Below are 12596 nucleotides of genomic sequence, written 5' to 3'. Positions count from 1 at the left end.
CTGTGAACGTGGGCATAGATGTTCACGACTGCTTGCTTCGGGTGGTCCCCTCTTGTACGGTCAAGCGAGTGACCGCCGCCCAGGACGACGTGATGACTGCCGCCGCGATCGCCCGGCTGGCTGGCGTCGGACGCGCCGCTGTATCCAACTGGCGGGCCCGCTACCAGGACTTTCCCGAACCAATCAGCGAGACCGGCAAGAGTCCCCTGTTCTCGCGGGCCGAGGTCGAGGCATGGCTCGTGGCAACGGGGAAGGCCAACCAGCTCGCGACGGCAGGCCGAACCGCGACAGGTACTCAGGTGCTTGATCGTGCGGCGGCGAGGCAGATCCGCGACGCCGGGATCGCGGATTTCTCTCAAGACCAGCTGCTCGTCAGGGTGATGGTGTCGCTGATCCCGGATTGGGAGGACCAAGCCGAGTCCGAACCACTGACCCTGCTCGACCCCTACTGCCGAGATGGCAGCGTGCTGGTGGCCGCCGCGGACAGGTTCGGAAACCGTGTCCACCTCGCCGGTCAGGGCGCCAGCGAGGCGGCCGCCGCCGAGGCTGCACTCAGCTTGCGTGGGCATCCCCAGAATCTCTCGTACGAGCCCATTCGCGTCGGTGACTCCCTCCTGGACAACCAGCTCAGTGAGTACCTAGGAACCGCAGCAGCCGTAGTGTGCCTTCCCCCGCTTGACGTGCCGCGATGGCCGGCGGACGAGTTGATCGACGATCCGCGCTGGGTCTTCGGCATTCCGGGACCCCGAGACGGTGAGCTGGCGTGGATTCAGCACTGCTATGCGCACTTGCGCCGCGGAGGAACCGCCGTTGTCGCGATGACTCCGAGGGCAGCCGTGCAACCGTCCGGGCAACCGATCCGCGCGGCGCTCGTGAAGTCAGGAGCACTACGTGACGTGATCTCGCTGCCGAAAGAGCTGAGTCCCCTCCCGGGTACAGGGCTGCATCTCTGGATTCTGCAACGCCTGCGCGACACGCCCTCGACCGCGGTAGACATGATCGATTTGTCTCATGTGAACCCGGCCGACGTGCCGCACGACCCTGATAGCTGGGAACTGTTGTTCAGCAGCCCCGATCCGGCGATCGCCCAAGCGATCCCGCGTAGCGACCTACTTGATCCCGGTTGCGAGCTGCTGCCTTCTGACCACATGACCATCCGTTCCGAGGTCACGGCTAACGACCTCGCCCACGCCACTGATCGCTTGCAGGCGCTCTACGTACAAGCGGCCCAAACACTCCCGCGGTTCGCCGCAGGACGTGCATCCGCCCTGAGCTCAGTGACGCTTGGCGAATTGGAGCGAAGCGGCGCCTTAAGGATCCGCTCCAGGGACACCACCCCACGCCAAGGTGACCTGCTAGTGCGGACTCTGGGGCGACCACCTGTCGTCGCTACCGGCACATCCGCCGACGACACCGGAATCGCACAAGTCGTCGAGCTGGACACCAGCCGTCTGGACCCGCACTTCGTCGCCGTGTTCCTGCGTGCTGACGCTGCCGCATTACCGATCGCCAACACACTCGGCGCGCTCAGCCGCGACGACCTCCGACGCTGTCGGATTCCTCGCATGTCCCTGGCGGAGCAGCGTCGATACGGTAACGCCTTTCGTCACCTGGACGAACTGGACATCATGCTCGGCGCGCTAGCGAAGGTGAGCACAAGCGTGATCGCGCAGACGGTGCACGGCTTGACTAGCGGCTCACTAACACCGAACACACAGAAGACCAACGACCCTGCCATGACCGAAAGTGAGACGAATCAGCCGTGACCTCCGGACCCACGCACGCCAAGATGGCGAACGACATCTGGTCGGTAGCCGATCTGCTGCGCGGCGACTACAAACGCCACGAGTACGGCCAGGTAATCCTGCCCTTCACCCTGATGCGCCGCCTCGACGCGGTCATGGCCCCGACTCGCCAAGCCGTCCGCGATCGTAACGCCGCGCTCGATGTGCAGAACAAACAGCGGCTGCTGGAAATCGCCGCGAAGCTGCCGTTCTACAACACGTCCGAGCAGGACTTCACCACGATTGCCGCCGATGCAACCAACGTGGCCAAAAACCTGCGGGACTACATCAACGGCTTCAGCGCGAACGTCCGCGAGATCCTCGCCCGCTTCGACCTGGACAACGAGATCACCAGGCTTGCGAGCGCCAAGGTCCTCTACCAGGTGCTCGGCGAGTTCGCCGCGATGCGCGACCTAGACAAGCTCACTAACCACGATATGGGTTACGTCTTTGAGCACCTGATCCGCAAGTTCGCGGAAGACTCCAACGAGACCGCCGGTGAACACTTCACCCCGCGTGAGGTCATTGAACTGATGGTCAACCTGCTGATCGCCCCGGACGCGGACACCGTGGCCGGCGAGGGCCAGGTCATCAACATCCTAGACCCGGCTTGCGGCACCGGTGGAATGCTCACAGCAGCCGAGGACCACATCAAATCGATCAACCCCAAGGCCGAGGTATACCTGTTCGGCCAGGAGATCAACGCGGAATCGTGGGCGGTGTGCCAGTCCGACATGCTCATGAGCAACCACCGCGGCAACATCCACTTTGGAAACTCCTTTAGCGACGACGGCTTTGCTGACCGCAAGTTCGACTACATGCTGGCGAACCCACCCTTCGGCGTGGAGTGGAAGAAGGTCAAGCACTTCGTCGAGAACGAGGCCGAACTCGGCCACGCCGGCCGATTCGGCGCCGGCCTGCCTAGGATCAACGACGGGTCGTTTCTTTTTCTCCAACACATGATCTCGAAGATGGAACCGGTCGAGGGCAAGGGTGCCAGGCTGGCGATCGTCTTCAACGGCTCCCCGTTGTTTACCGGGGCTGCCGAGTCAGGTGAGTCCAAGATTCGCCAGTGGATCCTGGAGAACGACCTCTTGGAGGGCATCGTCGCCCTGCCGGACCAGCTGTTCTACAACACAGGCATCTCCACGTACTTTTGGATCCTGTCCAATCGCAAGGCCAAGCAACTGCGAGGCAAGGTCATCCTGCTTGACGTCCGCGACCAGTGGGACAAGATGCGCAAGTCCCTCGGCGACAAGCGCAAGCGCATTAGCGACACGCAGATCAAACACATCACCGAGTTGTACGTCGACGCCTTGACTGTGGCAGCAGACCCGGAGCATCCCGACCACGCCAAAGTGAAGATCTTCGGCACACGAGACTTCGGCTACCACCGCATCACCGTCGAACGCCCGCTCAAGCTCCGCTTCGAGATCACCGAAGACACCCTCGCCGCACTAAAAACTGCGAAGGGCCTCGCCAAGTGGGATGGCCGTGAAGCCCTGATCGAAGCAGTGCGCGGGCTGACCGGCACGGTGTGGTGGACGAAGAAGGAAGCCGCCAACACGCTGCACAAGGCTGTGGTGGATGCCGGTGCACTCTGGCCAACCGCAGCAGCTGTAGTCAAGGCCTTCTGGGGTGCAATCTCGGTGTCCGACCCCGAGGGTGAAGCGCAGAAGGCCAAGGATGGAACGGTCCTGCCGGATCCCGACCTACGCGACTACGAGAACATCCCGCTGGACGAGGACATCGACGCCTACTTCACCCGCGAGGTGACGCCCCATGTCCCGGAAGCCTGGATCGACTACGACAAAACGAAGATCGGCTACGAAATCCCCTTTACCCGCCACTTCTACACCTACATCCCACCACGCCCTCTGGTGGAAATCGACGCCGAACTGCGCGAAATCGAGGCACAGATTCAGAAGCTGCTGGGTGAGGTGACACGATGAAGTGGGCGAAGAAGCGTCTCAAGCACCTCTGTGTCGATGCAGGACAATACGGGATCAATGTGTCAGCGCAGGACTATACACCAAGTGGCCATCGACTCATTCGCACTTCCGATATCAACGAGCTTGGACAGCTGCGCTCGCGCGAAAGCGCCGTTTATATTGATAAACATCTGAATGTGCGCCACACGCTCCAGGTTGGCGACCTCTTACTGTCCCGCAGCGGAACCATCGGCCGTTCAATGCTATTGGGTGAGCTCGAAGAATCAAGCACCTATGCAGGCTACCTCGTACGGTTCCGCCCTCGTCCAGGCACGGAGCCACGCTTCCTGGCATACGTTGCAGCCTCGTCGGGATTTCAGGCAAACATTGAATCGGATGCCGTTTCATCCACCATTCAAAATTTTAATGCCGAACGATACGCAAATATTGCCGTAAACCTTCCGCCTTTCGAGGAGCAGCACCGGATCGCCGACTTTCTTGATGTCGAAACGTCTCGAATTGATACACTAACCAAACTCCGCAATCGTCAGCTTAATGGACTTGACGCACACCTTCAGAGCCACCTGTCGCAGGTTGCCAAAGATCTGAGCAAGCGATACGGAGACGTGAGGGTTCGTCACGTGCTTCAGAAGATCGAGCAGGGGTGGTCACCTCAGTGCGAGGATCGCCCAGCAGTAGAAGGCGAGTGGGGTGTTGTCAAGGCCGGATGCGTCAACGGAGGGATCTTCGACGTGACGCAACACAAGGCACTGCCAGTAGGTGTCGAACCTGAGATTCGTTATCGACTCCACCCCGGCGATCTGCTCATGTCCAGGGCGAGTGGATCAGTCGACTTGATCGGCAGCATTGGCATAATACCCGAAGATTTTTCGTCACGAATGCTTCTCTGCGACAAAATCTACCGCTTGCGGATGGATCGCACTCGAATGACCCCTCATTTCGTTGCCCTGATGCTCAGGACGCATCAAGCTCGCGAAAAGATTAAGCTTGGAATCTCGGGAGCGGACGGCATGGCGAACAACCTGCCAACTGCCACGGTTGTAAAATTGCCACTACCTGATGTGCCACTGTTCCAACAGTCTCATATCGTCGACGATCTCAGTGTCGTTCAGAATGCTGTGCGAAATTCCAAGAACACACTTGCACTGCAGCTTGAGCTCCTTACCGAACGTCGCCAAGCCCTGATTACTGCTGCTGTTACTGGACAAATTGATGTCACTACCGCGCGGAGCCTGTCTACGTCAGAAGGTGTCGCTGTATGAGCCCTGGAGCACACTCCGAGTATGCCTTCGAGGCTCATGTTGAGTCCGAGCTGCTCGCATACGGCTGGGAACGCTCGGAAGGTACGTTCCGCCCCGAGCTCGGCTTTGACACCGGCGCGATGTATCAGTTCATCGGTGCGACGCAGATAAAGAGCTGGGATCGGCTCACCGATCTTTACGGTGGCGACCAGTCGACCGCGCAACGCCAGTTCGCCCAACGAGTGGCCGCCGAGATCGACGCGCGTGGAGTGTTAGACGTGCTGCGCCAAGGCGTTCGAGACCGGGGCGTGCACATCGACCTGGCCTACTTCCGCCCAGGCCACACCCTTGCCATTGACGCGCTCGACGGATATCGGGCCAATGTGCTGACGGTTTCCCGGCAGTTGCATTACAGCGCGCGTGATCCGTTGCTATCGGTCGACATGGCAATGTTCGTCAACGGCCTTCCCGTGGCGACCGTTGAACTGAAGAACCCGAACACCGGCCAGAACGTCGACAATGCCATCGCTCAATACCGTCGTCGCGATCCGAACGAACTCTTCTTCGCCAAGCGCACGCTTGTCCACTTCGCTGTCGACCCGGACCGCGCGTTCATCGCCACGCGCCTGCGGGGCAGCGACACACAGTTCCTGCCTTTCAACACCGGCTCGAACGGTCCAGGAGTGTCCGGAGGCGCCGGCAATCAGCCTGCGCGCCCCGGCTCCTACAGTGCGGCGTATCTGTGGGAGCAGATCTGGCAGCGGGACAACTGGCTGGAGCTCCTTCAGCGGTTCATCCACGTGACCGCGCCGGACAAGAAGGGCGTGAAGCTCAACCAGCACACCGCGCCGCGCATCTTCCCGCGCTACCACCAGTGGGACGCGGTGCAGAAGATGATCGCTCACGCGCGGGCCAACGGCGCCGGGCACAACTACCTGATCCAGCACTCCGCTGGCTCGGGCAAGTCGAACACGATCTCGTGGTTGTCACATCGACTGTCGAACCTGTTCGATGCGAACAATCAGCCAGTGTTCCACAAGACCATTGTGATCACCGACCGGGTGGTGCTCGACCGGCAGCTGCAGAAGACGATCTTCCAGTTCGACCACACGCCCGGCGTGGTGAAGAAGATCGACGAGGACTCCGCGCAGCTGGCCAAGGCGCTCGACGACGAGACATCGAAGATCGTCATCAGCACGTTGCAGATGTATCCGTTCGTGCTGAAGAAGATCGCTGAAATGGGGCTGACGGGCAAGCGCTATGCGGTGATCATCGACGAGGCGCACTCGTCTCAGGGCGGTGACTCGGCGATTCGTCTCAAACAGGCACTTGGCTCTAATGCGACGCGGCTTGAGGACGAGGACGATGTCGAGTACATGACGCGGGTGCGAGGCAAACAGCCGAACCTGTCGTACTTCGCGTTCACCGCGACCCCGAAGTCCGCGACCTTGAAGCTTTTCGGCACCTTCGACCCGGAACGAGTGAACCCGCGCACTGGCGAGCAGGGTATGCACGTGCCCTTCCACATCTACTCGATGCGGCAGGCGATCGAGGAGGGCTACATCCTCGACGTGCTGGCCAACTACATCACCTACGACACCAAGTGGCGACTGCGGGAAGCCGCGGTCGAGCAAGCTGAATCCCGTATCTCGAACCCCGAGGTCGACGCAGGCAAGGCGCGGGCCAAACTGGTCCGCTTCGCCGAGCAGCACCCGAAGTCGTTGGAGCAAAAGGCACGGTTGATCGTCGACGACTTCCGCGAGAATATCTCCGGCCGTCTCGGTGGCCGAGCCAAGGCAATGGTCGTGACCGGTGGACGACAGCACGCTCTCGACTTATATCAGGCGATCCGGAACTACGTCGATCTTCGCGGGTTCACCGACTGCGGCACGCTCGTCGCGTTCTCCGGACAGTTGAAGGACGACAAGACGCAGTTGGACTTCACGGAGGCTCAGCTCAACGGGTTCCCGGAGGGGCAACTGCCCGACCGATTCGGCTACACCAAGGCCGACGATCCTCAAGCAGTTGCGCGTAACCAGGACGAGTACAGGCTGCTGGTCGTTGCCGAGAAGTACCAGACCGGGTTCGATCAGCCGTTGCTGTGCGCGATGTACGTCGACAAGCCGTTGACCGGTGTCGCGGCGGTGCAGACTCTGTCCCGGCTCAACCGGACCCACCCTCTGAAGTCGCAGGAGGATGTACACATCCTCGACTTCGTCAACACAGCTGCCGACATTCAGGAGGCGTTCGAGGACTGGTTCGAGACCACGATCACCGAGCCCACTGATCCGAACCTGCTCTACTCCAAGCAGCGGGAAGTGATGGACTTTGCGTTGCTCGTGGCGTCGGAGATGGAGGCGTTCGTCCGTGTCCTTGCCGCGGCAGGACCGGGCCGGATGCCGGATGCCGCGGAGCGCAAGCTACACGCCGAGCTGCACGAGTACTTGAAGCCCGCGTTGGATCGTTTCGAGGCGATGGAGTCGGACGACGAACGGGAAGGCTTTCGTAGCGCGCTGCAGGACTACGTGCGCGCCTACAGCCTCATCGCGCAGATCGTCGACTGGGGCGACCGCGACCTGGAGCGCCTATACCAGTATGGCCGGGTGCTGCTGATCCGCCTGCCGGGTAGACCGTCGACATCGGTCGACATCGGCGATGCAGACCTCAGCCACTTCCGTCTGGAGTTCACCGGACGGCATAACGTGTCGCTGTCGGCCATCGGCGACCGTGACGTGCGCGGTCATGCCGCCGACGGCGGTGGCTACCGCGAGCCTGACGTCAAGCCGTTGTCTGAGGTCATCGAAGAGCTGAACGAGCGGTTCGGGCTGGATCTCGGCACGTCCGACGAGATCCTCGTCTATCAACAGGTCGTCAACCTTGTCGAGGACACGGGGATGCAGCAGATCGCCCTGATGAACGACGAGGCCCGGTTCGGGCAGGTCGCTGACGACCGGCTGGATGACATCGTCGCCGAGAACGCCGAGCGCAACACGGACTTCATGAAGCTCTACTTCGACAACAACGAGTTCCGCAAGGCGATCAAGGAGGCAGCGCGCAAGCGTGCCTATCGGATCATCACCGAGCCAGCCAGGGATGAGGCGCTGGAGCGGTTGCGCGCCGAGATGCGCAAGGAGACTGGTGGGCACACGATCGTGTAACGAGAACGGCCGACGACGAGACTGATCTTTGGAGGGAGGGGGTGGGTGTGGTCGAAGGCACGGAGCAACCGGCGGAAAGGCGGCTCCTAGCCGGACGGTATCGAGTGGACGCCTCACTCGGCCGTGGCGGCATGAGCGAGGTCTTTCTCGGCTATGACGAGCGCCTGGATCGGCGAGTCGCGATCAAGCGCTTGCGCCCACCCTCCTCGGTTCCGGCTGCTCCAGACAGCCCGGAGGCGGTCGAGATCCTCGATGCGCTGGAGCGCGACCGGAAGCGGTTCCTGCGTGAGATCCGCACCACCGCCCAACTCGAACACCCCGGTACCCCGGCCGTGTATGACACAGGCGTTGAGGCCGGGCCTGACGGCAGTACTCAGTTGTGGCTGGTCATGCAGCTGCTGCGAGGTTCGACATTGGAAGCGATCCTCGATCACACCGACTACTCCACCGAACCGCCGAACGTCGCATGGGCGGCAGCCATCACCACGCAGATCGCAGCAGTGCTGGCCGACGTGCACCGAGTGGACATCGTCCACCGTGACATCAAGCCCGCCAATGTCATGCTGGTCGACGAAGGCCTCGTCAAGGTGCTCGACTTCGGCATCGCGATCCTGCGCGGCGCGGGCGCGCTGCCCCGCCTGACGCAGGTCGACCGAACTGTCGGCACACCGGCGTACATGTCGCCGGAGCAGGGGCTCGGGCAGGCGGTGACCTCCGCGTCCGACATCTACTCGCTCGGCTGCCTGTTCTTCGAGTTGCTCACCGGCGACGTACCGTTCCAAGCGACCACGGATACGCCTCTGCGAGCTCACCACTTGCATTCACCTGCGCCATCCGTGCGTTCATGGCGCCCTGACATCCCGGCCAGCATCGACGCCCTGGTGGCGTCGATGCTGGCGAAGGAACCTCAGGACCGTCCGTCAGCAACGGCTGTGTACAGCGCCCTCGTTGCGCTGGCGTCTGCGCAACACGGGCCCGCCGAGGTTGACGAGCCGCGAGATCCGACGCGCCCGTTCCGCAGACCGCTGCTCGCCCCCGCGAGCCGTCCACGGCAAACCGGTACCCGCGATCCGCTCACCGATGAGGAATTCGCCGTTCTCAAGGCCAACGTCCAGGCTTTGCTGGACAACGACCAGCCATCCAGAGCGATCAGCCTCATCGAGGACGGCATAGAGCGCTCTGACCACGACCCCGCGTTGAAGCTTCGGCTACGTCACCTTCAAGCGGCAGCCTGCTTCTACGCCGGCGAGTACACGCGCGCCGCGACTATCTTCGAGGCTGTCGGCCGGGACTACCGCCGGCACCTGCCGTCGACCGATCCAGTCGTCCTCGACACCGCGTACCACGCGGGTCACGCGTATGCGGAGATTGGCAAGCCGCACAAAGCGTTGCCTCAACTGCGCTTCTACATACAAAACGCCGCTGCTTCGTCTCAGGGCGACACCGCAGAGAGGGCCCTCGAATCTCGGTACGTCATCGCCCAGATGCTTGCAACCGATGGGCAGGAGGATGAGGCGGTGACGGAACTGGAGAGCATTCGCCCGCTCCTATGCGACGCGTTCGGTGTTGACTCGACGCAAGTCCGCAATCTGGACAAGCAAATTTCCCGGTTCCGCTCAGCTATGCAGTAACCCCCATACCGACGTTTGTACCGCGTGAGGAGCAGAGGCGGAGGTGCCGTGCCCCTCGGCGATGGCGTGATCAGCCAGTCCACCGTTCGCGGCTGTCTACCGCCCGCAGGAAGCCCTGCTCCGTTCATAGCGAGCGCCGGGGCCACCCGCTTCCCGAAGATCTGATTGGCGGATGCCAGCCAACATGGTGTCCCGTTCACCCAATGAAGCGACTCCAGCCGTTCGTCGGACGGCTGGAGTCGCAGTCACCGCGCAGCTTTGTTCGACTCGCCGCCATGAACAATGCAGCCGCATCCCTGCCCACCCCTATCGGCAGTCCACTCTTCGACGGATCGCGTCCAGACAGCAAGGCAGTGCTCTATCTCCGGGTGTCATCGACGCGGCAGGTAGGGCGGGACTACGACCCCGAAGGCATCTCAATCCCGGCCCAGCGCGCGGCGTGTCACCGCAGGGCTGAGCAGCTCGGTCTGACGATCGCCGACGAATACGTGGAGCCTGGGCGCTCGGCCACCGAGATGATCAAACGCATCGAGTTCCAACGGATGCTGGCCCGGATCCGCAATGCTGGCGACATCGACCATGTGGTCGTCTACAAGCTGTCTCGAATGGCCCGCAACCGGATCGATGACGCACTCGTCATGGCCGACCTGCGGCAGCGCGGCGTCAGCCTGATCTCGGCCACCGAGTCCGTCGACGACACGTCGGTTGGCCAACTTATGCACGGCATCCTCGCCACCGTCAACGAGTACCAGTTCCGTGAGTCCGGCGCTGACATCGCCTACAAGATGGGACAGAAGGCCCGCAACGGCGGCACCATCGGCCGTGCCCGGCTCGGCTACCTCAATCACATCGACCGCACTGATGGCCGCGACATCCGCACCATCATCGTCGACCCAGAGCGCGCAGCATTGGTCCAACTCGGTTTTGAACTCTTCGCCATCGGCAACCTCACCCTCGACCAGCTGTCCCAGCGGCTCTACCAGCGGGGGCTATGCACCCGCCCCCACCGCCCGGTACCCCGCACAGCGGGTGTCGATCAGCAAGCTCGCCCGGATGCTTTGCGACCGCTACTACCTCGGATACGTCACCTACCGCGGCGAAGAACTCCCTGGGCGCCACAAACCACTCATCGGTCAGCGTCTGTTCGACCGCGTCCAAGCCGTCCTCGACGCCCGCACCACCTCCGGAGAGCGCCGGCGGACGCACCATCACTACCTCAAAGGCACGCTGTACTGCGGACACTGCCACCAAACCAGCGCCACTGGCCGGATGATCATCCAGCACACCGTCACCCGTCACCGCGACGAATACACCTACTTCTTCTGCCGCAACCGCCAGCAGGCCAACTGTCCAGCCCCATACGTCAACGTCGCGATCGCTGCACACGCCGTCGAGCGCTACTACACCACCATCAGCCACCAGCAGGTCGCCGATGCCGTTGCCCGGCTCGCTACGGGCAACATCGCTGACGACGATCTCGGCCAGACCCTCGCCCCGGTCCAGATCTATCGGATCTGCGACGACGATCAGCGCCGGTGACTCAACCATGCGATCTTCCACCGGCTCTACCTCGCCGACGGCCGCATCACCAACCATGAGCCACGGTCAGCGGCATCCTGACTTAAACAACACCAGCCACAATAAGCACGACACCTTACGGGGATAGAACACAAAAACAGGTCCTGACCAGCAAAAACCCTCTCGCTCACGTTTCGAGCGAGAGGGTTACTCTACGAGTAGATCCGCAGGTCAGAGCATAAAAATCGAACTTCCGGTGGAGCTGAGGGGAATCGAACCCCTGACCTTCTCGATGCGAACGAGACGCGCTACCAACTGCGCTACAGCCCCTGGTGAAGCTTGCCCCTCATTTGAGGCTCCATGAGCTTAGCAGTGGCTCATGGAGCCTCGAACGAGGGGGGTCACTCTCCGGAGGCCCGGCGGAAAGGCCTGGTCCCGGGCTCGTCGAGCTCGTGGAAGGCCGGATCCTCGTCGTCGAGGTCGACGACGACGGCTTGGCGCCGGAGGCGGGACATCGGGGACGGCTTGCGTTCCACGACGGCCGGGCGTTCGGTGGCGACGACCTCGATGTCCTCAGCGGACTCACGGGACTCGTGGGTTTCGTCGTCGTCGGCCGCCGGGTGGCGCGGGGCGCGGGTGCTGTTGAAGCGGGCGAGGCGGCGCTGCCGGATCTCGTTCTCGATGCGGACCTGGCGGCGCAGGTACACGAGGTAGCCGATGAGGACGGCGTCGACGACACCGTTGGCCCACCAGACCGTCGGCGTCAGGAAGCCGGCGACGACCGCGGTGGTGACCACCAGTACCAGGAGGGCGATGACGATCCGCTGCCGGAACGCGTATTTGGCGCGCGCGGCGATGTCCGCCGCCTCCGGGTCGAATCCGCCGCGGCCGGGCCGATAGCCGGTGGCTTGGCGTTCTCTTTCGGGCCGGGCCGTGCGCGAGGGCTGGGGAAGCGGCTCGGCCTCCGGTGCCTCGTCTTCGAGGTCGGCGTCGAGCTCCGCCTCGAGTTCGGCCAGGTCGTCTTCTACCGATGGTTCCGTGTTCTCCGCCATCGCGAACTCCTCCGGTCCCTCGTGGCGTGTGCTCCCGCTCCGCACGACTCGCGCCGCCAAGGCCGAGTCCGTCGTCCGTGCGACCTGCTGGCGCTTGCGGGCGACCATGGGCACGAGAACGACGAGCCATGCCGCTGCGAGCGCGACGATGATCACCGAACTGGGCATCTCCCGTCACCTCCCCCGATCCACTGCTGTAGTCACGCTAGCCACAACAGTCACACACGCCGCGCAGACTCGCCGGTTTCGATCACGGAAAA

The 12596-nt window shown here is 62.5% G+C and carries 7 protein-coding genes, 1 tRNA gene and 1 pseudogene; 7 read left to right on the top strand and 2 right to left on the bottom strand.

From position 1 onward, the window contains the following. The first annotated feature begins 68 nt into the window (after positions 1–68). From DMH01_RS06650 to DMH01_RS43190, 7 genes and pseudogenes are all read left to right on the top strand, one after another. The gene (locus DMH01_RS06650; RefSeq protein WP_125674171.1) at positions 69–1766 is read left to right on the top strand and encodes an N-6 DNA methylase; all 1698 of its coding nucleotides are present in this window, start codon (positions 69–71) and stop codon (positions 1764–1766) included. Between the two features lie 23 nt (positions 1767–1789). Beyond that, positions 1790–3736: a class I SAM-dependent DNA methyltransferase gene (locus DMH01_RS06645; RefSeq protein ID WP_125674170.1), complete on the top strand. Its 1947-nt coding sequence runs from the start codon at positions 1790–1792 to the stop codon at positions 3734–3736. Beyond that, complete coding sequence (locus DMH01_RS06640; RefSeq protein ID WP_125674169.1) at positions 3733–4998, top strand: restriction endonuclease subunit S; 1266 nt, start codon at positions 3733–3735, stop codon at positions 4996–4998. Before DMH01_RS06645 ends, DMH01_RS06640 begins: the two co-directional genes overlap by 4 nt. Then, positions 4995–8135 (top strand): type I restriction endonuclease subunit R, encoded by a 3141-nt coding sequence (locus tag DMH01_RS06635; RefSeq protein WP_125674168.1) that lies wholly within the window; start codon positions 4995–4997, stop codon positions 8133–8135. The genes DMH01_RS06640 and DMH01_RS06635 overlap by 4 nt, the downstream gene beginning before the upstream one ends. A 104-nt stretch (positions 8136–8239) precedes the next feature. Further along, positions 8240–9766: a serine/threonine-protein kinase gene (locus DMH01_RS06630; RefSeq protein WP_233621418.1), complete on the top strand. Its 1527-nt coding sequence runs from the start codon at positions 8240–8242 to the stop codon at positions 9764–9766. A 203-nt stretch (positions 9767–9969) separates the two neighbouring features. Next, positions 9970–10518: pseudogene (locus tag DMH01_RS43195) on the top strand (recombinase family protein); the annotation flags it as partial. A 277-nt stretch (positions 10519–10795) separates the two neighbouring features. Then, positions 10796–11305, top strand: coding sequence for a recombinase family protein (locus DMH01_RS43190; RefSeq protein WP_233621436.1), 510 nt, complete (start codon positions 10796–10798; stop codon positions 11303–11305). A 236-nt stretch (positions 11306–11541) separates the two neighbouring features. Here DMH01_RS43190 and DMH01_RS06620 read toward each other — a convergent pair. Together DMH01_RS06620 and glpR are read right to left on the bottom strand one after the other, a co-directional pair. After that, positions 11542–11614, bottom strand: a tRNA-Ala gene (locus DMH01_RS06620). Between the two features lie 71 nt (positions 11615–11685). Next, positions 11686–12504 carry a gephyrin-like molybdotransferase receptor GlpR gene (gene glpR, locus DMH01_RS06615; protein WP_125674167.1) on the bottom strand — a complete coding sequence of 273 codons (819 nt, stop codon included), beginning with the start codon at positions 12502–12504 and terminating at the stop codon, positions 11686–11688. Positions 12505–12596: the final 92 nt, after the last annotated feature.

This window comes from Amycolatopsis sp. WAC 04182 (genome assembly GCF_003947465.1).
Lineage (GTDB): Bacteria > Actinomycetota > Actinomycetes > Mycobacteriales > Pseudonocardiaceae > Amycolatopsis.
This window is presented reverse-complemented; position numbering and strand designations above follow the sequence as displayed.

Coding starts and splice junctions, on each gene's coding strand:
- DMH01_RS06645 (WP_125674170.1), top strand. CDS start 1,790: ATGGCGAACGACATCTGGTCGGTAGCCGATCTGCTGCGCGGCGACTAC.
- glpR (WP_125674167.1), bottom strand. CDS start 12,504: ATGCCCAGTTCGGTGATCATCGTCGCGCTCGCAGCGGCATGGCTCGTC.
- DMH01_RS06640 (WP_125674169.1), top strand. CDS start 3,733: ATGAAGTGGGCGAAGAAGCGTCTCAAGCACCTCTGTGTCGATGCAGGA.
- DMH01_RS06635 (WP_125674168.1), top strand. CDS start 4,995: ATGAGCCCTGGAGCACACTCCGAGTATGCCTTCGAGGCTCATGTTGAG.